We start from the raw sequence: 20,956 nt of genomic DNA, 5'->3' as shown, positions 1-20,956 counted from the left end.
TTGCTATCACACAGCAGGAGCCTTTATGAGTAGTACTGATACACAGCAAACCATTGTTCCAGAAAAGGGATTAGAGAAAGCGTTCAGCTACCTCACTTCTATGCTGGTGCCGGGCGAATCATTATTAAAAGTTGCCATTCAGCGCCGGTTGTTTGCGCTAACCCAACGCAGAATAATAGCCAGTGCGACATCAGGACGTTTTATTGGCATGAGCCGGGGTTTACTGGGTGGCTTCACACCTGTTGACGTCCGTTGGCAGGATTTAAAAAACATGCAAATCAAAGCAGGGATTTTTGGTAGCACCCTGTATATAAGTGCCCTGGAACAGCCCGATCTGGCCACAGAAGGTAAAGTCGTTCGTTACCAACTTAACGGATTACGTAAAGACGAAGCCCAGGAAATCTACAAGATTGGCCAGGAGCATGAGCAGTCCTGGCGTGAAAAAAGACGTCTGCGTGAACTGGAAGAGCTGCGCGCTAAATCAGGTGGTTTTGGTAACTTCGGAAATCATTCGCCTGCCGTTGAACCAGATAAGGAAAGCAGCGCAGTGGAACGCCTCAAAAAAGCGAAGAAATTACTCGAAGAAGGTCTGATTAGCGATTCAGAATATGAAACGACCAAAGCAAAGATCATCAATGAACTGTGATCAACCTGCTGCGTGCTTTGTAATAAGCGCTGTAAAACGACGCGGGTGATCAAAACCTAAGCATACTCAAATAACGGTCTGCATAAATGAGAGTGGGTAGTTTCTAAATCAGATTTTTTAGAGGTCGGTTATCAGAATATTTTAAGCTGATAATAAAGAACACAGACTGCCTTTTTTTATAGAGCAGCCTAAACATTGAAACAATAAAACCCGCAAATCGCGGGTTTTATCAGACGTAAATTCCGTACGTTAAAGAGACACGAACTTACTCGATATTCTGGATCTAATTGCTGACTCATTATTATATAATTGAAATATATACATTTTTTCTTATAATGTTTATTTTGGTACATCAATTGGTACATTTGAGAGTGGCATCCTTTTAAGATCATCGCCTTCATTGTGACTGATTCTAGTAATTAGAAGGTTATGAAATAATGCAGCCACTTCAGAGCTTTCAAATTCGGCTCTCCTTTCATATAAATAATTTAAGTATTTCGTATCATTTTCAGTATCACCATTTAGCCCCCAGATGATTGAACTATGCCTATATAAGTTTAATAAGGACTGAATGTTTTTTTCTTGATTGTAAACTTCCCATAATACTTCGTGGCAGATTATGGTTAGTTTATCAAGGCGCTGAGTAAAAAGATATATATATGCATTCTTCACTTCTTCCTTATCTTCTATTGTAATCGTGTCAAAAGATTCATTTTGTATATTGTTTTTAGCTTTGTTTATGATAGCCCTTATTTTAGTATATTCATCTTTGCTCTTTTTTATCACACTATCATAAAGCATTGCTTTCTCAGTCTTATCATTTAAATTTTTAGCTATCTGTAATACTATGTTGTTTTCCCTGAAAATTAAATTAAGATTTTTAGCCTTTCTCCTAAGGTATTTTAATCTTTTTATTCTTGCCTCTTTTGGAATGTAATTTGATAATATACTTTCGATACCTATCCAATAAGAGCTTTTATTATGAGTTAAGGACTTAACAATGTTAGCATATTTTTTCACAGCCTCCTCATCTGAAAAATGGTCTCTGATATGTGCTAACTCAATATAAATCCCTATTTTTTCATTCTTAGTGATTTTTACTTTGCTATTTATTATTTCGGTTAATATAGTCTCAGCTTCAGAATGCATTTCAAGCATCCTCATTGAATCAGCCTTCCTAACAAGGAACTTGTAAGTACAAAGGTCATTTTCTTTTAAACTAAACAAATAATTAATTTCTTCTGCTGCCAAATATGCATCGTTAAATCTCCCTTTATCATATAAAAGATCGATATAACATAAAGAACTATAAAATATAGCCTTATATTCTCTTTCTAAATTCATTTTAAGAGCGTTTTTCAAAAAAACACACATTAATGAGTGTACATTTCCAGGTCCAGAATGATGTGGTTCAAGTATCTGCTCTATAACGGTATGATTAAATTTTATATTTCCCGACATCCATTCATTGCCTAGTAATAATTCTAGGGCTTGTTTAACTAATTCATTTTTTTCTTGAGGCTGAATAAGGGTGTCAACGTAATTGAATATTAGTGGGTTGATGGTTATTATTATAGAACCGTGGTTATTTATTTTTCTTGGTATGTTCACCATTCTATGACTAATGTTAACCAAGCCGTGGTTTAATAACCAATGCATTGAGGTTAATTTAAATTTGTAACTAGAGTAATATCTTTTTATATTTGAAAAGGTCTCACCAAACTCTAGGATTGTTAATATTTTTAATAACGATAAGATATCTTTGTTCTCTTTCTTTTCGGAAAGGGATAAGTCGTTAATAAGCTCTTTATAATAGCTTGGTACATGAATGAATGAGTTGATTTTCCTTTCATCGTCATCTTGAAAACTTTGCTCATCATTAATGTAATCTTCCAACGTTATTAAGGTTAAGTCATAGAAAAGAGAATCTATTTTTTCTGGAAGAGATTGTGTTATATCTTTTATTTTATAATAACTAGAGCTCTTAAGGGATATGTCATCAAAACGAGAGTGATTGTTGATGTAAGAATAAAAATCAGGCGCATCGAGAGCCGTAATATTTACTAAAGGTAGAGAAAGAAGATTTAAGGTGTTATCGCCAGATATAATTAACTTTATACTTGATTTTCTATTTATAGTATCTATTATCGTAGTGAAACTTTCACGCCAATTAATCAGGTCTAAAAGCATTACATTGTCAACAATTAGTATACAGCTGTTCTTTTCATTATGCATGCTGATAAATGGTGCTAAGTTCACTCCAATTTGTTTTTCAAACTCCTTATTAAAATCGTTAATGTCATCAATCTTGGAGAGGTCAACTTTATAAACATCTAAGCTAAATAATTCTTTGGTGTTATAAATAAGCGAACTGATAAATCCATATCTATCGCTACCTAGCGTTGATGTAAGGGAGATTATTCTTTTATTTTCTAGAGATGAAGAGGCATATTGCCTCTCCTTTAACCTTATAAAGTCATGGTTTCTTTTTTTTTCAATTAAAATTTTTTTTGTTAACGTATCCTGATTTATTATCGTTGATTGATTAAATTGTTTAGGGGGTTTAAGATTATCTTGAGCAATAACTATTGCATCTTCATTTATAGATGGGGGAAAGTTATTTTTTTCTGAAATAAAATCGTTTAACTCTTTAAATAATGTTTTGCAATTAACCCCGCCATAGCATCTAAACTTGTTTTTTAAAATACCTCTCGAAACTGCTGATAATAATTTACTATATCTATCATTTATATTTATACTCTCGCTTTCATAAAAGGACAAAATAATGTCTCCATTTATTTTTTTTGTTTCAAAAACACTCTTTAGGGATTCGGTGAAAATATCATCCCATCCTCCGTATCCTAGAACTAAAAGCGTGGAATCCCCTATAATCTCTTTTAATGAATCAGAAAGGTGACTTCTTTCATGCGTTAACTGGCTAATTGTATGAAGCGTATCTGAGTCCCTCCAGAATCCATGGATATGATAAATATCAATCACTTCAGAATTTGTACCTTGCGGGCGCTGTATAAAACCCTCATCATCTAACACATAATAATTGTATTTTATCCCATTCTTATCAAAGCACGCTTGAATAAGTGGATCAAAGTTTGTAGTTATAATTGCTTGTGGTTTTATTTTTTCGTTTTTTATGAATTTTGCAAAGTCATTTATTGAATTAGGGTAATTTAATGTTTCCCCGTTATCATTTGAACATCCAGTAATTACAGCTTCTTCAATAATGGAGTTGGCGACTTCCTGGTCGTGCCATCCACATATGTACTCGAAAGATTTCTGATATTTTTCAGCAGGATGTGTTGCTTGTGTATTTTCTTGATAATCATCAAATGAGTTAAGCTCTCTCATTCTTTTTTCAATTATTTTTATTATGCCATTTACATCGGGAACGCCGGGCCCGCCCGGTTCATCTGGCATTGTAAAAGGTGAACCAAAGACGAAAGAAATCTTTTTTTCCTTGTCAAGGAAGTTATAGATTGTGTTTAATAAGGCTTTCTTGGGATATACTTTAGCCAATTCATTTCACCTTTAACTGTGTAATATCAGATGTCCGGAAATTTACGTTTGTCGAATTATGGACGTAGCTTTTATTGAAAAGCTATTGCGTCAGCCTCTGCGCGCAATGCTATCCCCGCCACGCCTGCCCGCTTTATGCATTGCTTTTCATGCAGCTGCATGCACAGGCTCCGGCCGCGCCGGTACTGGCCTCGTTCGTGCTTCTCACGCGCATTTTTTGCATGCAAATCCATGCAGCTCTTGCATGCATTACTATTTATACTCGTCACCGTGCAGAAAATCTTTAGCTTTGCGCAAAAAAATCCCCGCCGGATGGCAGGGAGCGAATTAGGTTTTGGTTCAGTGGCGGAACGCGCTTCCGTAGCGTCCCAGCGTCTGGGACTGGCGCTGAAGCGGCGGTGGAGGCGGCGCCGCGCAGACTTCGGGCTGCGGCGGCGCGGTGATTACCCGGGTGATACTTTCGCTGGTTTTGAACGCGCAGGAACAATCGAGATTGGTGCACTGATGATAACGTTCCTTAACCTGTTCGGACATGTAGCGGCTTGACCTGGCGTGCGCCGGGCTTTTGCAGTACGGACAGTGCATCATGCCTGGCTCTCCTTCTGCTGTTTCTCAAGCTTCTCTTTACGTCCCTGTACCAGCAGGTGCATAGCGCACGGACTCTTATACAGCTTCATATCTACGCCGGTCAGCGCCGGACGATAAACGCCAATCTCCGACACGACAGGCTCCGCGTCCATATCCAGCCGCGCGGCTTCCGCCTTATCGGCCAGCACCTTACCGACCTCACGGGCGAGTATGGCTTCCGGCTCCTGATGACGCGGGTCAGTATGGCGTCCCCGGTCGTTGAGCCGGAGCGACAGCAGCTTAAGACGGACAGCGCGTACCAGCGTCGGGCTGAGGTTGCGCATGGCGGCCTCCCACTGGCCCTCCACGTACTGCGTAAAGGCCGCGTTGTGCGCGTTAACGTAAGCGTGACCGGTGTGCACCGCCTTTATCATCTCCCCCTCGTGCTCAAACTCCAGCTCCTCAATCAGGCCGGTGAACTCTTCGGCCAGCTCGCGGCTGACGATGCGCTGGCTGTGCTGCGCCCTCAGCTCGTCGGTAAGGTTGCCGCGCAGGCTGCGAAAGCGGGTGCGCCAGTTGGTTTCCGCTTCTTTCCCGTTCTCGATGGCCGCCTCGCGCTCTTTCTTGCTGCGGGCAATGGCGGCGGTGATATCGTTGATTTTCATCATCTGCGCGGTGTGTTCGGTTCTGGCTTCGGTCAGGCGGATGACGGCGGGGCTTTTATTCTCGCTCATGATAATTCTCTCTCTGTAAAGGATGTTTGTATTCTGCCGTGGCCCAGCGGACAACGCCTGCTTTCCCCGTCTGCTCATGGCTCAGCAAACAAACCCGGTGGCCCGCCAGGAAAAAGGCCCGGAAGGGCGTGTTGGCCGCGTCTCTGTCGGTATTGGGGTGTAACAGGGGTAACACGGGTTACATCGCTGTTTTAATTGCGTTTTCATGAAATACTTCTGTGTAACAACATGGGTTACAGCGGGTAACAGATGTGGTGTTACACCTGTTACCCTTTTGCTTTTATGCGGTGTAACAGCGCCAGCGCCCGGCTGACGCGGTTGTTACACCTGTTACCTCTGTAACCCTTAATGAATAAGACTCGCGCACCATTAGCCCGGCACCTCGCTGTTAAAGACGTAGAGCCTGCGCACGTTCATCTCTGGCGGGCGAATGCTGGTCTGTAGCTTGCCGTCGTTGGCCGCCAGCAGGTATCCCTTGTCCGCACAGAGTCGGGCCACCTTGCGCGGGTCAAAGCCCCGGCAGATTTCCTTCCAGCCCGACGGCATCACGTAGAAGGTGGTCACCGTTTCCCGGCCCTGCGCGGCGTTGCCTTTTTCCACCCTGCGCCAGCCCACCATGTTGCCGGGGCGGTTGCGTTCGTCGTGCCAGTCGGCAAAGCGGCTGTACTGGTTGGCGGTGAAGAAGGTGCGCACCTGCTCCAGCGCGGCCATGTCTTCCTGGTTGGCCGTGTGTCCCCGGTCTTTCAGCCAGGCGTTCAGGCAGACGCGCGTTGCCCGAAGCGCCTCGCCCTCCGGCCAGCCGGTGATACCCATGCGCGTCGCCAGCTCCCCGGCCATCGCCACCAGGGCAAAGCGGTTGACCGCGCGACCCACCTGATTGCCCGCGTCCTGCGGGGCCAGCGCGGCGGTGTACTCCTTCATCAGCGCCTTTGCCTGCGTCGTCAGCCCGTTGAGGTCGGCGGTCAGCGCCTTCAGCCACTCGCGGAACGGCGAGCCGTAGTAGCTGGCCGTGGCCCATTCCAGATGCTCCGCCAGCGCCTTGCCGCTCTCAAAGCCGTGCAGCTCCTCAAACACGCCGAACTTACCGGAGTCGCTGGGTATCTGTATCATCCTGACCTCCATCCCGGCGAAGGTGCGCTCGCCCGCCTTCGCGGCATGCTCCGTCAGCGACAGCTCGCCCGTGGACAGGAACAACAGCCGCCACTGTTTGCGGGTGCGCAGCTCGCCGTCGGTTCCGGCCCGGCCCTTGCCCTGGCCGTTTGCCAGCATGTAGGCAATGTTGCCCGCCTCACGCCCGTCCACCTCGCGGATTTCATCGAGCATCATCGCCGCGTCGTTGCGGCGGCTGGCGGAGCCTTCCAGCGAGTTGCCGGTAGCCCGCCACGTCTGCCAGTAGTCCGGGCCGCCGCATACCGAGGTGGCCGCCTTCATGGTGGTGGTCTTGCCGTCGGTGGATTCGCCCTTCAGGTGGTAGCCGCCGCCGTCCATGCCAATCAGGCGCAGCAGCGGCGCGGCAAAGGCCAGGCTCACCGCAAAGGCCACGCGGGAGTTGCCGGTACAGTAGCGGGAGACGTGCTCGCGCCACTCCTCCGTCGTGCCCGCCACCCGGAAGTCGCGGCCCTGCACCGAGGTGGTCTGGAGAATGACGCCCTCTGCGTCCTCGCCGTTCACCTCGTCCTGAAGCACGTAAACCTGCCCGTGCCAGCCGGTGCGGCTCACGCAGGTAACGCGCCGCTCCGGCTTGCACAGCGAGATATACTCCATCAGCCGGGCGCGGGCCTCGCCGGTGGTACTGATGTACGACAGGCCGTTAACCAGCAGCACCCGGCGCAGCTCCTCGCCGCTGCCGCTGAGCATTTCCATCGGCATCGCCCACCTGCGTCGCTCGCCCCAGGTATCCTCCCACTCCAGCAGGCGGCCAAAGTTGCCGCCGTCGGCGTCGCAGGTAATGGCGGTGACGCGCAGCGGGTTGCAGATTTTCACGTTCTGGATTTCCGTTTCGCCGTTGCGCTGCACCTGCTTTTCATACCAGAGGTAATCCTGCGTCAGCCGGAACCCCTGCGGCAGACGCGTGCGGCCCTCACCGGATATCACCAGACCGTTACGGAAGGCTTCGCGGGCGCGGGTCACGCCGTGCTGGCGGTGAAAGTCGTTCCAGTCGGCGCGGATTTCGCCCGGTGGCAGCGTCACCCAGCCGCCCACCGCCTTCGCCGCCTTTTCCGCGAACGCCTTGCCGGGATTCTCACCGCCGTCCTGAAAGTCGTTGTCCCCGGCAAGGATGATTTTCACCTCCGGCCAGCGGGCGCGCAGCGCCTGCGCCACGTTCGGCAGGTTCCCGGCCGACACGGCTGCCACCACGTACCCGGCGGTCAGCTGGCTCACGGTCAGCGCCGTGGCCCAGCCTTCGGTAATCACCGCCTGCACCGGCGGCTCAGCGGGCAGCGGGGCGAGCGTCACGAACGCGCCCTTCATGCTGCTGCCCGGCAGCAGGCTTTTTTCCCCACCGGGCGCTATCAGCTGCGCGCCGGTTATCGCGCCGTCCGTGGCCACCAGCGGCAGCAGCACGGAACCCGCCGGGAACGTCGTGCCGCTGATGCGCTGCGCCTGGCCGGTCAGCGTGACCGGATGGCCGGTAAAGCCTTTTGCGGTCAGATAGTCGCTCTCGCCGGTGTGGCCTGCTGCCAGCAGCGCGTTCACCGTGGCGGTCATGTCGCGCTTCGGGGCTTTTTCCCTGGCAGGCTTAACCGGCGCGTCCTGCACGTCGCGGAACGCCAGCACCTGCGCCACGGCCTGCGCCGCTTTTTTTACGCTGTCGCCCGTAACCCGTTTTACCAGGTCGAGGCCGTCGCCGTTGCCGCAGTGGCTGCAAATCCACGTCCCGCGCCCCTCCATATCGTCAAAGCGAAAGCGGTCTTCTCCGCCGCAGTGCGGGCAGGGGCCGTGCCGGCCGTTGTCCGGCACCGTAATACCCAGCAGCGGCAGGATAACCGGCCAGCGGCCCCGTGCGGCCGTGGCAATCTGTGTCACAGTCATAGCTCCCCCTTACCGGTCGTACAGCGAAATGCCGGTATCGCAGAAATCATCGAAGGCCGCCGGTAATACCTGATACAGCTCCGTCATCACCTGCACGCCGCGCTCCGTGAGTACCGGTGGCGCGGTCAGCAGCTCCGGCCTCACCATATCGCTCATGAGCGCCAGCGCGGCGGCGGCACCCTGCGCCTCGCCATATTCGTTCACCATCACGCTTTCAATGTGCAGGGCGACGGCCATTTCGATGCGCTCCACCGACAGCTTGTGCGGCCCCAGAATTTCGCTGCCGGTGTCGGCCAGCATCTTTGCCCGCCAGGCGGAAGCGATGGCGCGACGGTACAGGGCGGTGGTCAGCTCCGCCGGGAAAACCGATACGTGATGGTTCATACCTTTGCCTCCGTCAGCGGGGCACAGTGGCGCGCCACCTCTTTCAGGTCGGCGTACAGGTAGTCCATCAGCGCGGCCACGCCCGGTACGTTGCCGCCGAACGGCAGACCGTCGTTCTGCGGGTGCTGCGCAAACAGCTGTTGCAGCAGGTCGCAGGCGTCTTTGGCCCGCTCCAGCTTCTCGAATGCGTCTTCCGGCAGGCCGTAGGCGTAGAAACGGCGGTTTAACGGCAAGGGGCGGCCCTGAGCAGCATGCTGCCCGTTTGATGTGTTCATGGATAACTCCGTTACTGAAGGCGGTTACGGCTTACAGAAAGCGCGAATAGTGGTCTGCGCCCGGTGTCGGGCGTGAGCTGACGTCGGCGGTACGCTGGCGAACAAGCGTCACGGACGGATGCAGAGACAGGGGGCTGGAGCCGCCTTTCCCGCCGGTAGCGTCGGTCAGCCTGCGCGGTGCCGCCGAGATACGCTGATAGCACGCCTCAAACCATGCCAGCGGGCCGGACGTCAGCTGGCCGTCGCTGTCGTGGCGATACAGCACCTCATGGCTGAACGCCGGGTTGGCGGTCGCCACGGCAAAGGGCGCGGCGGTCAGGCGGATAATACAGACCGTCCAGCCCTGCTTATGCTGCCAGCGCTCGCCGGGTTGCGGATAATTACGCATGACGACCTCCCCGGCACGGCAGACGACCGGCAAAAAACAGCACATAATCGGCGGCCAGACGACGGCGGGCGCTGCGCTCGTCGTTTGCGGTTACCCGCAGCATCACCGGACGGCAGGAGCGCTGCGCACGGTTGATTGCGGCAAAGATCCAGGTACACTTTGATGTAGCCATATATGTGACTCCCAAGTTCATTTGTGGTCAGGCTTTGTGAGGTATTGCGAGTACCTTACAGAGCCGCTTGTTTTCATAAGCTTTGTTGTATAAGGTACGTACCTTATGGTACTTATTAAAGTAAAAGGTACGTACAATGTCAAGAGCTAAAGATCGCACTCCCAAAACCGGCGGCAAATCGCCGACCTTCCAGATCCGTATTAATCCTGAGCTAAGAGAACAACTCGATCTCGAAGCGGCCAAAGACCAAACCACTCTCGGCAACTGGTTCAAAGAGGTTGCAAGACAAGAACTTAAACGTCGTGGCATTGAACCTAAAGGATGATGTTTCGCGGTGATGCGTCGCCGCATATCTATCAATGAGCACACTGCTGACCTATCCATTCTTTTACCTCCTCGGCACGCCAGGCAGTGATACGGGCGGAAATTTTTATCGGCTTTGGAAATGATCCAGACGCGACCCGCCTCCACAGTGTTGCTGACGAAAATGGTAGGCAGTGCATTAACTGTTTTTGCCTGACAAACCCGGTTTCGGGGATGATTCCGTAGGGTGTTTGATTCAAAGAATGATCTCCTATCTCGTTGATTACAAATGGTGTGGGGTGAGACTAACGGAGACGAGGTGATCTATTCCACTGAAAATGGAATTCCATCAAGAAACGAGGAATTCCATATATAAAATAGGATTCCAGCAAGATGCCAATGATAGGTAGCGTAGGAGGGATTTTTTAATCTTCTGAATTATAAGGTTTTTATTTTAAAGGGAATCTCTCTGCCTGTTATTGCCCTATATATCCATTTATATACTCACAGGTTCAACAAAATTGGCCAATACCGGCCAATACCGACCTCACACCGACCAATACCGATATCAGAAGCATCGTTAAAGGTACTTTGTAGGTATGGTTTGGCACATTGACGCACATTCTGACTGTAAGCATGGCGCCCTGACATCCTCACACCGGGCGCGGTAAATGTTTATTCGTCATAGAGTGAGGTAAGCGACGTTCGCAACTTGTCGTAGAAAGAAGATTTACCCATCCCCTTTTTGCTTATGCCATTTGATTCCGCATAGTCGTTTAACAGCTTGTGCAGAGGTTCAATGCTGGGAGAACCGGCTTTGTTAATCCATTTCGTCGACCCGCTAGTCGACTTCTCCATAGCCAGATTGATCGCGAGCAGCCCTATGATTTTATGTAGAGATGCATTTTCCTCATTTTTCTTATGCTCGCCGCGCTTATCCTGGAAATTTTCTTTAGCGATCGAAAGAGCCTTGTCATCTCCACACTGCAAAATGAGCTTTTCTCCATACTTTTTATACATGCGGCATAAAGAGAAAATACATCGTTCAGATAAAATTTTTGGTGTTATATCTTCTTCTATAAGATTAATGCAGGATGCAAAAATTATATTTGCTTCTATAGGGCTATTAGTTGCAATAGGCTTTGGATAAAATAAATCCAGCTCTTTTTTCTTCTCATTTGATTTCAAGAAAGCATAAATGCTTCTGTTAACCCGGATAAGATAATCAGAGTATGCACTGACTATACCTATCTTATCTTCTGGCAAGTCTTCAGTTTTCGTATACGGATCAACATTAGCTAAAGCCCTTGCCAGCTCCTTTATTTCAATCTGGGGGTAATAGGTCAGCCTGTCAATAGCGCTACCCTTTGAAAAACTAAAATGCATTATACTGCCGCCTCTATTCCAGCCAGAAAATCAGCCATTTTATTTAGCGCTAATTTCCTTTCATTAAAATAATTATGTCGGTTGTAGATGCCTTCAACACCTTTGATGCGGTGGTTAAGACAACGCTCTGCCACCACAGGATCGATACCTAAAAAGGCCAGATGCGTTCTGGCGGTTCGCCTGAAATCGTGGATAGTAAAGCCTTCTACACCTTCCATATGCGGCTTAAGCTTCGCCAGTGCCACAGGAAGGGTGCTTTCTGCAATATGAGGTATCATCCTGTTCTGCATCTTTCTTGCCGGGAGAACCCATTCGCTGCCTAAGGAGAGCTGCTTTAGCTCATTCAGCCAAATCAGAGATAATTCAGGAAGAGGGATATCGAGATTATCGCCGTTCTTAGTGTTTTTTAAAAACCACACGCCTTCTTCAAGATTGAAGTCTTCCCATTTAGCTGAACACAGCTCCATTTTTCTACAGCAAAGAAGTAAAAGTAACTTAAAAGTTATCTCATTCTGTCGGCTAAATCCTTTAGCCATTTTCATCGCGCGGAAAAGTAATACAAGCTCTTCTTCTGACAGAAAACGATCTCTGGATTTTTCCTGACCACCTGCATCATTGTTATCAAACGCTGCCGCTGGATTAACACTCAAATACTGACGCTTTATACCGTAATTAAATATGCGTTTTATCCAACGTAACACGTCATTAGCGATAGTGGGCGCGCCCCGTTGGACGATGCTCTGCAACATCCTATCAATATCCCCGGGCTTAACGTCTTCTACCTTTATGTTACCTATGTGAGGATTGATATCTTTTTCAATACGCCTGCGAAGAATATCAGGGTGTTTCCAGCGCCCCACAATTTGCTTTTCGTAGTACTCAAGCGCCAGGTCAGCAACTCGACGAGCATTCTTCTCTTTCTCGATTTTGGCAAGGGTAGAGGCCTTACGCTCCTGCTTCTCTCCGGCGACGTCATAGCCTAAAGCGACTCGTGCCGATAACTCTCTGGCTCTTTCACGCGCTTTTGCAAGGGTTAGATCACCATACGAACCGATCCACATTGCACGCGCCTTGCCTCCATAGCTGTAGCGAAAACGCCATTTTGGGATTGAGAACTCTTTTCGGTAGCACAGATACAATCCGTTTCCGTCAGAGCGTCCCTCAAAGCGTTCCTGCGACCTTAGCCAGGCTTTTATCTGTATGTCTGATAGCTTTCCCATTCTTCCTGCTTGTACCAAAACGATAACGGTAAAAAATGTAATTGGTACATCGTATGGTACAGCAAAATCGGGAGATTTGGCGAGAAGGGATGATTCTTCATGAGACAATAAAACCCGTAAGCTACGGGTTTTATTGGCATTATGACATCATATGAAATCTGATGAGATTTTACTCAATATTCTGGATCTGTTCGCGCATCTGCTCAATCAATACTTTCAGCTCAATAGCTGAGGTAGTGACTTCAGCATTAATCGACTTCGACGCCAGCGTATTCGACTCACGGTTAAACTCCTGCATCATGAAGTCGAGGCGACGGCCAACGGCCTCTTTCTTCTTCAGGATGTTATAGGTTTCCTTAACGTGTGCCTCGAGGCGATCTAACTCTTCCGCCACATCAACACGCTGAGCCATCATGATCAGTTCCTGCTCCACGCGATTACCGTCCAGCTGCACCTGAGCTTCTTCCAGCTTGGTAACCAGGCGCTCGCGTTGCCATTTCAGCACGTCGGGCATTTGCGCGCGCACTTTGGTGACTTCGGTGCTGACGCCTTCCAGGCGCTGCTCAATCAGTGATTTTAACGCTGCGCCTTCGGTTTCACGCGAGGTGATAAAGTCATCCAGAGCCACGTCCAGCGCTTTTAGCAGCTCGGCAGAAATAGCATCCAGATCCTGTTCTTCTGCCGACATAACGCCGGGCCAACGCAGAATATCGACCGGGTTGATTTCCCCTTCATCACTCTGCATTTTTACCCATTTCGCTGCTTCAACCAGCTGGATAGCCAGCTTCTCGTTCAGCACCAGCGAACTCTGCGCGCTCGGGTCAGCCTCAAAGCGAAGGTTACATTCGATTTTTCCGCGCGTCAGGCGGTTACGAATACGTTCACGGATTACCGGCTCAAGGCCACGAAACTGCTCGGGAAGACGGATATAGGTTTCTAAGTAACGCTGGTTGACGGAACGAAGCTCCCAGGCTGCGCTGCCCCATTCGCCTTTCGTTTCACGCCGTGCGTAGGCGGTCATGCTGCGGATCATTTTGCGTACTCGTTTTAGAAGTAAGATGAGGGGATTATAGCGGCGCGGGCGTTGGCTTAACAGGCATTCGCTCAAAGTGCTGTAAATCAGCCGTTACCTGTGAATTTTTATCAGCAGGGGATTAAGCTTTAGCCTGCAAAATGCGTAGCATTTAATAACTGGATCGAAAGGAAGCTAATGAAAACCACGTCTCTAATGATTGCTCTCTGTGCTTTTACGCTGGCTGGTTGTAACACACCTGCGCATCTGACGCCCACTCACTGTAAAACAGGCGATGTGATGACACAGACGACACTGTACTTTGGCCTGAGCAGGCCGCATGGCGCTGATATTTCCTCGACCGAGTGGCAATCTTTTGTGGATAAGCAAGTGACGCCGCGTTTTAAAGCCGGCTTAACGGTTTTTGCTGCAAATGGTCAGTGGCTGGGTGAGGATGGCAAAGTGGCGCGCGAACAGAGTAAGGCGTTGCTGCTTATTCATCCGGATACGCTGCAAAACGAAAAGGATATTGAGGCATTACGGACCGGTTATAAACAACAGTTCCAGCAGGAGTCAGTTATGCGGGTGGATGAGCCAGTCTGCGTAGCATTTTGATGCTTAAACAGCGCTAAGAACCGCTCGCGCCCGATGTGGAACTCCAGCCGGAACAGGCACGATCGCCTCTGCCTGTTCCGGTAGCATATCCCTTCTGCGAGTTAGAGCACTAACCCGGCAAAAGCGGCGGAAAGCAGGCTGACCAGCGTGGAGCCATAGACAAGTTTCAGTCCATAACGTGACACAACGTTGCCCTGTTGCTCGTTCAGGCCTTTGATCGCCCCCGCTACAATGCCGATTGAAGCGAAATTGGCAAAAGAAACTAAAAAGACGGACAGTATCCCCAAACCGCGCGGGGAAAGTCCTGCGGCCACTTTTTTCAGCTCAATCATTGCCACAAACTCATTAGCGACCAGCTTAGTCGCCATGATGCTTGCTGCCTGTAAGGCATCGGCCGCTGGAATGCCAATCAGCCAGGCGAATGGCCAGAAGACATAGCCCAGCACCTGTTGAAAACTGATGCCAAAAATCGTCGAAAACAGCGCGTTTACGGCAGAAATTAAGGCAATAAAACCAATCAGCATCGCCAGGATGATCATGGCTACCTTAAAACCGGCAAGTATGTATTCACCCAGCATTTCAAAAAAGCTCTGATCTTCGTGCAGCTTTTCAAGAACGATTTCCGGCTCATCGCCTGGCGGAATCGGATTGATAATCGACAGAACAATAAACGTGCTGAACATATTGAGCACCAGCGCGGCAACAACATAACGCGGCTCGATCATCGACATATAAGCGCCCACGATGGAGAGAGAAACGGTCGACATCGCGGCGGCAGCCATCGAATAAAGTCGGCGCGGAGAGATATCAGCCAGAATGCCTTTATAGGCAATGAAGTTTTCTGACTGCCCTAAGATCAGCGTACTCACAGCATTAAAAGACTCCAGCTTGCCCATGCCATTCACTTTAGAGAGCACGGTACCCACTACCCGGATCAGCACGGGTAAAATGCGGAGATGCTGCAAAATGCCAATAAGCGCAGAGATAAAAATAATTGGGCACAGCACGCCAAGGAAAATAAACGCCAGCCCCTGACTGCTCATCCCGCCAAAAACAAAATCAGAACCGTTGGCGGCAAATTTTAGCAGGGTGGTGAAAAAGTCGGACACTGCCGCAACCAGCGTGAGGCCGCTGGCAGCATGCAAAAAGAACCAGGCCAGTGCCCCTTCGATAACAAGCAGTTGAAAAATTACGCGCGGGCGGATTTTTTTGCGGTCATGACTAAACAGCAGCGCCAGCAAAAAAATAGCCGCAACGGCCAGAATAAAATGAAGTATCTCAGGCATATCAGCACTGTCCAACAGAAGGAAGAAGGCTGCATTTAGCCATATTTTCTGTCCTGTTTCATTCAACCTTGCGATATCTTGTTATTTTGTTCCGGGTTAAGTACCGGCGTGCATAAGAAGCGGCGGCTGTCATAGGCATTCGGCAGTGAAATCCGTATAATGCGCAGCCAAACATGATTCGTAAGCCGGAGAGAAACCATGCGTCCAGCAGGCCGTAGCGCACAACAGGTGCGTCCCGTCACACTGACCCGCCATTACACCAAACACGCAGAAGGTTCAGTTCTGGTTGAATTCGGTGAAACTAAAGTTCTGTGTACTGCCACCATTGAAGAAGGTGTGCCTCGTTTCCTGAAAGGTCAGGGACAGGGCTGGGTAACGGCTGAATACGGTATGTTGCCGCGTGCCACCCACAGCCGTAACGCGCGTGAAGCCGCTAAAGGTAAACAAGGCGGTCGTACACTGGAAATCCAGCGCCTGATTGCTCGCTCTTTGCGTGCTGCACTGGATTTAAAGGCGTTAGGTGAGTTCACTATTACGCTGGATTGCGATGTACTTCAGGCGGATGGCGGTACCCGTACCGCTTCTATCACCGGTGCCTGCGTGGCGCTGGCCGATGCGCTTAACCACCTGGTCTCTATCGGTAAGCTGAAAGCGAATCCGATGAAAGGCATGGTTGCGGCTGTTTCCGTTGGGATCGTGAAAGGCGAAGCGCTTTGCGATTTAGAATATGTCGAAGATTCTGCCGCAGAGACCGATATGAATGTGGTGATGACCGAAGATGGCCGCATGATTGAAGTGCAGGGCACGGCAGAAGGTGAGCCCTTCACTCATGATGAGCTACTGACGCTGTTGTCCCTGGCAAGAGGCGGCATCGATACCCTGATTCAGGCACAGAAAGCAGCGCTACAAGACTGATTTTTCCAGGCGAGCCGCCTTTTTTATAACTGATTGAGGATTGAGACATGAAAGCCTGGCAGCGCCAATTTATCGAGTTCGCCATCAACAAGCAGGTGCTGAAGTTTGGTGAGTTTACGCTGAAATCAGGGCGTAAAAGCCCTTATTTCTTTAATGCCGGCCTGTTTAATACTGGCCGCGATCTGGCGCTTCTGGGCCGTTTTTATGCTCAGGCGCTGGTTGATTCCGGCATCGATTTCGATCTGGTTTTTGGCCCGGCCTACAAAGGCATTCCAATTGCGACTACCACTGCCGTCGCGCTGGCCGATCATCATGACCGCGATGTGCCTTACTGCTTTAATCGCAAAGAGGCAAAAGACCACGGCGAAGGCGGTACGCTGGTCGGCAGTCCGCTTCAGGGACGCATTATGCTGGTAGATGATGTGATTACTGCCGGGACGGCTATTCGTGAATCGATGGAAATCATCGCGGCGAATCAGGCTACGCTGGCAGGCGTGCTTATCTCCCTCGATCGGCAGGAACGCGGACGTGGGAAGGAGTCAGCAATTCAGGAAGTGGAGCGTGATTACGGCTGTAAAGTGATCGCAATCATTACGCTGAATGAGCTCATTACTTATCTCGAAGAAAAGCCCGAACTGGCTGACCACCTTGCCGCGGTTCGTGCCTATCGCAAAGAGTACGGTATCTGAATCCGATGCGGGCCAACCGTTGTGGCCCGCTTGCTTTCCCGGCTACACCAGCTGGGATGCCATTAATGGCCAGCGCGTCTCGAATTCTACCGTAGGGCGGTAGCGGAATCCTGAGCGGACAAAGCGCGACAGCAAGCCCTCACAAAAAGCCAGAAGCTGACTGGCCAGCAGCGCCTCATCCGTTTTAAAACCTTCGCCATCACGCATCTTTTGCTCACGTAGCACCTGGCGTAGCTGGACTTCTATGCGTTCAAACAGCTGATTGATCCGTCCCTGCAAACGATCCTGTTCAAACATCAGCGCGTGGCCGGTCAGAATACGCGTTAAACCCGGATTACGCTCACCAAAGCCCAGCAACAATTGAATAATCAAACGCAGACGCGGCTGCGTCTCTTTTTCGTCTTTCAAAATCAGATTGATGCGCGTAATCAGGCTGTCTTCAATAAACTCGATCAGGCTGTCGAACATTCGAGTCTTGCTGGGAAAATGCCGGTAAAGCGCAGCTTCAGAAACGCCAACATTCGCCGCAAGCTTAGCGGTTGTAATCCGCTGGCTGCCGTCACTCGATTCCAGCATTTGCGCCAGCGCCTGCAGTATTTCTTCGCGACGATTCCGTTTCGCACTCTTTTTTTCTGCCATGTCCTGAAAGACCCCTGAAATATCACCGTGTACGGGCAAGCGCCCACGCAACGTCCGTGAGCGCAGGCTCACGGCGGAATTAAGGATTAATTAACTGCTTCGGCGTGCCGGGCTGGTGGCTATTGGCGACCAGAATGGCCGAATCCACCTTCACCGCGATCGCTGGTATCAAAATCGTTTACCAGATTGAATTCAGCCTGCACAACCGGCACAAATACCATCTGGGCAATGCGCTCGCCGGGTTCAATGCTGAACGCGTCCTGGCTGCGGTTCCAGACGGAAACCATCAGCTGCCCCTGATAGTCTGAATCAATCAGGCCAACCAGATTACCCAGCACCACGCCATGTTTATGACCTAAGCCCGAGCGAGGCAGGATGACCGCCGCCAGCTGCGGATCGCCGATGTGAATAGCCAGTCCGGTCGGCACCAGCGTAGTGGCACCAGGCGCGAGCTGGATGGCTTCATCCAGACATGCACGCAGGTCAAGACCCGCCGAACCAGAGGTGGCATAAGCGGGTAGTGGAAAAGTCGTACCCACGCGCGGGTCTAAAATCTTAACGTCGATTTTTTTCATCATAACGGCTGACTATCTCGTCTAGTAAATGTTGGCCAAGGAGTTGCTTATCGCTGAGCGGTAAGACTTTCTCTCCTTCCTGCCAAAAAAGATGCAGGGCATTGTTGTCGCTGTTAAAGCCTTGCCCGGCCTTAGATACATCGTTGGCACAGATTAGATCAAGATTTTTCCGTACCCTTTTTTGTCGGGCGTATTCTTCCACATTCTGGGTTTCTGCTGCAAATCCCACCACAAAAGGCCGGCTTTGCTGCATCGCCCCTACGCCAGCGACAATGTCAGGATTTTTCACCATGCTCAGGGTGATGACATCCCCTTGTTTCTTGATTTTTTCCGCCGCGACTTCGGCCGCGCGGTAATCTGCAACGGCTGCGGTAGCAATGAAAATATGCTGATTAGCCGCCTCTGCCATAACTGACCGTTCCATTTCTAAAGCGGTCAGCACATCGATTCGCTTAACACCTGGTGGCGTTTCTAAGGCAACAGGGCCAGCAACGAGCGTCACATCAGCACCACGTTTAGCTGCTGCCGCCGCGATGGCGAAGCCCATCTTACCCGAGCTGTGATTGCTAATGAACCTTACCGGATCGAGCGCTTCGCGCGTTGGGCCAGCGGTAATCATGATTTTAAGGTGCTGTAAATCTTTAGCCGGCAGCGCCCAGTTTACGGCTTCATCTACAATTGCCAGTGGATCTAACATTCTGCCAGGGCCAATGTCGCCACAGGCCTGACTTCCGCTGTCAGGTCCCCAAATCATCACGCCGCGTGAAGCCAGCATCTGAAGATTATGCTGCGTCGGCAGCGCCCGATACATTTGCTGGTTCATGGCGGGCACCACCGCGATCGGGGCGGCTGTAGCAAGGCAAATCGTGGTGACCAGATCGTTTGCCATCCCTGCGGTTACGCGGGCGATAAGATCGGCCGTCGCCGGTGCCAGAATCACTAAATCGGCCCATTTTCCCAGCTCGATGTGGCCCATTGCCGCCTCGGCTGCGGGGTCAAGCAGATCGTCAGAGACCGGATAGCCAGAAACCGCCTGCAGGCTGAGCGGAGTAATAAACGCTTTTGCCGCGTCGGTCATAACGACCCGCACTTCCGCGCCACGATCGCGAAGGCGCCTGACCAGTTCAGGCGCTTTATAAGCGGCAATACCGCCACTGACGCCCAGAACAATGTGTTTACCGGTTAATCCTGCCATGTTGATCCGCCCATTGAGTCAGATTGACGCGACGTGTGCGTCGGAATCCTGCCATTTTATCACACTCTCTGTCTTCGCCTTCAGGCACGGTAATGCCTTTGTGACGCTTCACGAAGAGTCGCGAAAAATGCATGGAAAACTACTGTATATAATGCCATGCTTTTGTCGATTGAGGAAGGAGGGATGCAAATGGAAAAGCAATGGGTAACACAGCCACCGCGTGAAAAACTTATGCAAAGCGGGGCGGGGGCGCTGACGGATACAGAATTACTGGCGATTTTTCTGCGAACCGGCGCGAACGGGGTGCATGTAATGACGCTGGCGCAGCAGCTGCTTGATGAATTTGGTTCGCTTTACCGCTTGATGAGCGCCGGAGAGCAGGCGTTCAAACAGATTAAGGGCGTGGGAATCGCTAAATATGCGCAGCTGAATGCGATTGCGGAGCTGGGACGGCGCTTCTTTACCTGCAATGAGAAGATTGAAAAACAGGTGATGCAAAGCCCGGTTGATATGGTGAATTTCCTGTCCAGCAAGCTTGCACACCGCGAGCGCGAGATTTTTATGGTGATCTTTTTCAATAATCAGCACCAGGTGATTCATTGCAGCGAAATGTTTTCCGGCACCATCGCCAGCGTAGAAGTTCACCCACGCGAAATCGTGCGTGAAGCGCTGAAACATAACGCTGCGGCTCTGGTGCTTGCACATAATCATCCCTCAGGGTTATCCGCGCCCAGCGTGGCCGATCGCGATGTAACTCAACACGTTATCGAAGCCTGCCAGCTGTTAAGCATTCGCGTACTTGACCATATAGTGGTAGGGCGGGGAGAATATACGTCCTTTGCGGAACTGGGCTGGATTTAGCGGGCGGCCAGGAAGCAAATTGCGCTTTTTCACCCCTTGTCGGCGTCAGATTTCGGTTCAAATGGAGCAATTTTGCACGATCCACAGGGATCTTTATCTGTTCGGGACTTGAGCACCGGCCTTGCAGGGCGTATACTACGCCACCTTTGAGAATCTCGGGTTTGGCATTTGGGCCTGCTCAGCGGGTTCACATAGAACTCGCCTGGATGGGCTAAGAGCCTGACGAGGCGGCCAAGACCTTATTTTTAAAGCTCGAGCTTATTTGATTTTTGGAGAATTGACATGTCACGAGTCTGCCAGGTAACTGGAAAGCGCCCGGTGACGGGTAACAACCGTTCCCACGCAATGAACGCGACGAAACGCCGTTTCCTGCCGAACCTGCACTCTCACCGTTTCTGGGTTGAGAGCGAAAAGCGCTTCGTTACACTGCGCGTATCTGCCAAAGGCATGCGCGTAATTGATAAAAAGGGTATTGAGACGGTTCTGTCCGATCTGCGTACCCGCGGTGAGAAGTACTAAGGTAAGGA

Annotated in this window: 23 protein-coding genes; 7 read left to right on the top strand and 16 right to left on the bottom strand. The window is 50.3% G+C overall.

Going from position 1 to position 20,956, the window contains the following annotated elements; genetic code table 11:
- Window positions 1-25: 25 nt before the first annotated feature.
- On the top strand, window positions 26-646 hold the full coding sequence (locus tag EHV07_RS22985) for an SHOCT domain-containing protein (RefSeq protein WP_147200391.1): 621 nt from the start codon (window positions 26-28) through the stop codon (window positions 644-646).
- A gap of 339 nt (window positions 647-985) precedes the next feature.
- Here the strand turns inward: EHV07_RS22985 and EHV07_RS22980 are convergent, their stop codons facing one another.
- The 8 genes from EHV07_RS22980 to EHV07_RS22940 form a co-directional block, all read right to left on the bottom strand.
- Window positions 986-4,180 carry an SIR2 family protein gene (locus EHV07_RS22980; protein ID WP_147200390.1) on the bottom strand — a complete coding sequence of 1,065 codons (3,195 nt, stop codon included), beginning with the start codon at window positions 4,178-4,180 and terminating at the stop codon, window positions 986-988.
- Between the two features lie 339 nt (window positions 4,181-4,519).
- A complete protein-coding gene (locus tag EHV07_RS22970; protein WP_147200388.1) occupies window positions 4,520-4,768 on the bottom strand; it encodes an ogr/Delta-like zinc finger family protein in 249 nt (82 codons plus the stop codon).
- Window positions 4,765-5,481 (bottom strand): hypothetical protein, encoded by a 717-nt coding sequence (locus tag EHV07_RS22965; protein ID WP_254446284.1) that lies wholly within the window; start codon window positions 5,479-5,481, stop codon window positions 4,765-4,767. The genes EHV07_RS22970 and EHV07_RS22965 overlap by 4 nt, the downstream gene beginning before the upstream one ends.
- A 369-nt stretch (window positions 5,482-5,850) precedes the next feature.
- Complete coding sequence (locus tag EHV07_RS22960; protein WP_147200387.1) at window positions 5,851-8,514, bottom strand: TOPRIM and DUF927 domain-containing protein; 2,664 nt, start codon at window positions 8,512-8,514, stop codon at window positions 5,851-5,853.
- 9 nt (window positions 8,515-8,523) lie between these two features.
- Entirely contained in the window at window positions 8,524-8,898 is a 375-nt protein-coding gene (locus tag EHV07_RS22955; RefSeq protein WP_147200386.1) for a DUF5375 family protein, read from the bottom strand.
- Entirely contained in the window at window positions 8,895-9,173 is a 279-nt protein-coding gene (locus EHV07_RS22950; protein WP_147200385.1) for a hypothetical protein, read from the bottom strand. Before EHV07_RS22950 ends, EHV07_RS22955 begins: the two co-directional genes overlap by 4 nt.
- A 31-nt stretch (window positions 9,174-9,204) precedes the next feature.
- Window positions 9,205-9,561, bottom strand: coding sequence for a hypothetical protein (locus EHV07_RS22945; protein ID WP_254446283.1), 357 nt, complete (start codon window positions 9,559-9,561; stop codon window positions 9,205-9,207).
- The gene (locus tag EHV07_RS22940; protein ID WP_105630453.1) at window positions 9,554-9,733 is read right to left on the bottom strand and encodes a host cell division inhibitor Icd-like protein; all 180 of its coding nucleotides are present in this window, start codon (window positions 9,731-9,733) and stop codon (window positions 9,554-9,556) included. Before EHV07_RS22940 ends, EHV07_RS22945 begins: the two co-directional genes overlap by 8 nt.
- A gap of 136 nt (window positions 9,734-9,869) precedes the next feature.
- Between EHV07_RS22940 and EHV07_RS22935 the strand changes: the two genes are divergently transcribed.
- Complete coding sequence (locus EHV07_RS22935) at window positions 9,870-10,058, top strand: toxin-antitoxin system HicB family antitoxin (RefSeq protein WP_105630452.1); 189 nt, start codon at window positions 9,870-9,872, stop codon at window positions 10,056-10,058.
- A 31-nt stretch (window positions 10,059-10,089) separates the two neighbouring features.
- Here the strand turns inward: EHV07_RS22935 and EHV07_RS22930 are convergent, their stop codons facing one another.
- The 4 genes from EHV07_RS22930 to EHV07_RS22915 all read right to left on the bottom strand — a co-directional run bounded on the left by EHV07_RS22930 (window position 10,090) and on the right by EHV07_RS22915 (window position 13,675).
- Window positions 10,090-10,236: an AlpA family transcriptional regulator gene (locus EHV07_RS22930; protein ID WP_254446373.1), complete on the bottom strand. Its 147-nt coding sequence runs from the start codon at window positions 10,234-10,236 to the stop codon at window positions 10,090-10,092.
- Window positions 10,237-10,711: 475 nt separating this feature from the next.
- Window positions 10,712-11,422 (bottom strand): hypothetical protein, encoded by a 711-nt coding sequence (locus EHV07_RS22925; RefSeq protein WP_147200382.1) that lies wholly within the window; start codon window positions 11,420-11,422, stop codon window positions 10,712-10,714.
- Window positions 11,422-12,642: a site-specific integrase gene (locus EHV07_RS22920; protein ID WP_147200706.1), complete on the bottom strand. Its 1,221-nt coding sequence runs from the start codon at window positions 12,640-12,642 to the stop codon at window positions 11,422-11,424. The genes EHV07_RS22925 and EHV07_RS22920 overlap by 1 nt, the downstream gene beginning before the upstream one ends.
- 169 nt (window positions 12,643-12,811) lie before the next feature.
- On the bottom strand, window positions 12,812-13,675 hold the full coding sequence (locus EHV07_RS22915) for a YicC/YloC family endoribonuclease (RefSeq protein WP_147200381.1): 864 nt from the start codon (window positions 13,673-13,675) through the stop codon (window positions 12,812-12,814).
- Between the two features lie 177 nt (window positions 13,676-13,852).
- Here EHV07_RS22915 and EHV07_RS22910 point away from each other — a divergent pair, with 177 nt between their 5' ends.
- Complete coding sequence (locus EHV07_RS22910) at window positions 13,853-14,269, top strand: DUF3574 domain-containing protein (RefSeq protein ID WP_147200380.1); 417 nt, start codon at window positions 13,853-13,855, stop codon at window positions 14,267-14,269.
- A gap of 101 nt (window positions 14,270-14,370) precedes the next feature.
- Here EHV07_RS22910 and EHV07_RS22905 read toward each other — a convergent pair whose 3' ends face one another.
- A complete protein-coding gene (locus tag EHV07_RS22905) occupies window positions 14,371-15,555 on the bottom strand; it encodes a NupC/NupG family nucleoside CNT transporter (protein ID WP_147200379.1) in 1,185 nt (394 codons plus the stop codon).
- Between the two features lie 198 nt (window positions 15,556-15,753).
- Between EHV07_RS22905 and rph the strand changes: the two genes are divergently transcribed.
- Window positions 15,754-16,470: a ribonuclease PH gene (rph, locus tag EHV07_RS22900; protein ID WP_147200378.1), complete on the top strand. Its 717-nt coding sequence runs from the start codon at window positions 15,754-15,756 to the stop codon at window positions 16,468-16,470.
- 47 nt (window positions 16,471-16,517) lie between these two features.
- Complete coding sequence (gene pyrE, locus EHV07_RS22895) at window positions 16,518-17,159, top strand: orotate phosphoribosyltransferase (protein WP_147200377.1); 642 nt, start codon at window positions 16,518-16,520, stop codon at window positions 17,157-17,159.
- Window positions 17,160-17,201: 42 nt separating this feature from the next.
- Here the strand turns inward: pyrE and slmA are convergent, their stop codons facing one another.
- The 3 genes from slmA to coaBC form a co-directional block, all read right to left on the bottom strand.
- Window positions 17,202-17,798 (bottom strand): nucleoid occlusion factor SlmA, encoded by a 597-nt coding sequence (slmA, locus tag EHV07_RS22890; RefSeq protein WP_147200376.1) that lies wholly within the window; start codon window positions 17,796-17,798, stop codon window positions 17,202-17,204.
- A 119-nt stretch (window positions 17,799-17,917) separates the two neighbouring features.
- Window positions 17,918-18,376 (bottom strand): dUTP diphosphatase, encoded by a 459-nt coding sequence (dut, locus tag EHV07_RS22885; protein ID WP_168199660.1) that lies wholly within the window; start codon window positions 18,374-18,376, stop codon window positions 17,918-17,920.
- Window positions 18,354-19,568 carry a bifunctional phosphopantothenoylcysteine decarboxylase/phosphopantothenate--cysteine ligase CoaBC gene (coaBC, locus tag EHV07_RS22880; RefSeq protein ID WP_147200375.1) on the bottom strand — a complete coding sequence of 405 codons (1,215 nt, stop codon included), beginning with the start codon at window positions 19,566-19,568 and terminating at the stop codon, window positions 18,354-18,356. The genes dut and coaBC overlap by 23 nt, the downstream gene beginning before the upstream one ends.
- A gap of 189 nt (window positions 19,569-19,757) precedes the next feature.
- Here coaBC and radC point away from each other — a divergent pair, with 189 nt between their 5' ends.
- Window positions 19,758-20,429 (top strand): DNA repair protein RadC, encoded by a 672-nt coding sequence (gene radC, locus EHV07_RS22875; protein ID WP_147200374.1) that lies wholly within the window; start codon window positions 19,758-19,760, stop codon window positions 20,427-20,429.
- A 282-nt stretch (window positions 20,430-20,711) separates the two neighbouring features.
- Entirely contained in the window at window positions 20,712-20,948 is a 237-nt protein-coding gene (gene rpmB / locus EHV07_RS22870) for a 50S ribosomal protein L28 (RefSeq protein ID WP_147200373.1), read from the top strand.
- The last annotated feature ends 8 nt before the right edge of the window (window positions 20,949-20,956 follow it).

Source organism: Pantoea sp. CCBC3-3-1 (genome assembly GCF_007981265.1).
Classification (GTDB): Bacteria; Pseudomonadota; Gammaproteobacteria; order Enterobacterales; family Enterobacteriaceae; genus Erwinia.
This window is presented reverse-complemented; position numbering and strand designations above follow the sequence as displayed.

What these genes read in the sequence shown, in the direction of transcription:
- EHV07_RS22915 (WP_147200381.1), bottom strand. Translation starts at nt 13,675, where the DNA reads ATGATCCGCAGCATGACCGCCTACGCACGGCGTGAAACGAAAGGCGAA.
- EHV07_RS22955 (WP_147200386.1), bottom strand. Translation starts at nt 8,898, where the DNA reads ATGAACCATCACGTATCGGTTTTCCCGGCGGAGCTGACCACCGCCCTG.
- slmA (WP_147200376.1), bottom strand. Translation starts at nt 17,798, where the DNA reads ATGGCAGAAAAAAAGAGTGCGAAACGGAATCGTCGCGAAGAAATACTG.
- rpmB (WP_147200373.1), top strand. Translation starts at nt 20,712, where the DNA reads ATGTCACGAGTCTGCCAGGTAACTGGAAAGCGCCCGGTGACGGGTAAC.
- radC (WP_147200374.1), top strand. Translation starts at nt 19,758, where the DNA reads ATGGAAAAGCAATGGGTAACACAGCCACCGCGTGAAAAACTTATGCAA.
- EHV07_RS22935 (WP_105630452.1), top strand. Translation starts at nt 9,870, where the DNA reads ATGTCAAGAGCTAAAGATCGCACTCCCAAAACCGGCGGCAAATCGCCG.
- EHV07_RS22910 (WP_147200380.1), top strand. Translation starts at nt 13,853, where the DNA reads ATGAAAACCACGTCTCTAATGATTGCTCTCTGTGCTTTTACGCTGGCT.
- EHV07_RS22920 (WP_147200706.1), bottom strand. Translation starts at nt 12,642, where the DNA reads ATGGGAAAGCTATCAGACATACAGATAAAAGCCTGGCTAAGGTCGCAG.
- EHV07_RS22930 (WP_254446373.1), bottom strand. Translation starts at nt 10,236, where the DNA reads ATGCACTGCCTACCATTTTCGTCAGCAACACTGTGGAGGCGGGTCGCG.
- EHV07_RS22945 (WP_254446283.1), bottom strand. Translation starts at nt 9,561, where the DNA reads ATGCGTAATTATCCGCAACCCGGCGAGCGCTGGCAGCATAAGCAGGGC.
- coaBC (WP_147200375.1), bottom strand. Translation starts at nt 19,568, where the DNA reads ATGGCAGGATTAACCGGTAAACACATTGTTCTGGGCGTCAGTGGCGGT.
- EHV07_RS22970 (WP_147200388.1), bottom strand. Translation starts at nt 4,768, where the DNA reads ATGATGCACTGTCCGTACTGCAAAAGCCCGGCGCACGCCAGGTCAAGC.
- EHV07_RS22940 (WP_105630453.1), bottom strand. Translation starts at nt 9,733, where the DNA reads ATGGCTACATCAAAGTGTACCTGGATCTTTGCCGCAATCAACCGTGCG.
- pyrE (WP_147200377.1), top strand. Translation starts at nt 16,518, where the DNA reads ATGAAAGCCTGGCAGCGCCAATTTATCGAGTTCGCCATCAACAAGCAG.
- EHV07_RS22960 (WP_147200387.1), bottom strand. Translation starts at nt 8,514, where the DNA reads ATGACTGTGACACAGATTGCCACGGCCGCACGGGGCCGCTGGCCGGTT.
- EHV07_RS22965 (WP_254446284.1), bottom strand. Translation starts at nt 5,481, where the DNA reads ATGAGCGAGAATAAAAGCCCCGCCGTCATCCGCCTGACCGAAGCCAGA.
- dut (WP_168199660.1), bottom strand. Translation starts at nt 18,376, where the DNA reads ATGATGAAAAAAATCGACGTTAAGATTTTAGACCCGCGCGTGGGTACG.
- EHV07_RS22925 (WP_147200382.1), bottom strand. Translation starts at nt 11,422, where the DNA reads ATGCATTTTAGTTTTTCAAAGGGTAGCGCTATTGACAGGCTGACCTAT.
- EHV07_RS22985 (WP_147200391.1), top strand. Translation starts at nt 26, where the DNA reads ATGAGTAGTACTGATACACAGCAAACCATTGTTCCAGAAAAGGGATTA.
- rph (WP_147200378.1), top strand. Translation starts at nt 15,754, where the DNA reads ATGCGTCCAGCAGGCCGTAGCGCACAACAGGTGCGTCCCGTCACACTG.
- EHV07_RS22905 (WP_147200379.1), bottom strand. Translation starts at nt 15,555, where the DNA reads ATGCCTGAGATACTTCATTTTATTCTGGCCGTTGCGGCTATTTTTTTG.
- EHV07_RS22950 (WP_147200385.1), bottom strand. Translation starts at nt 9,173, where the DNA reads ATGAACACATCAAACGGGCAGCATGCTGCTCAGGGCCGCCCCTTGCCG.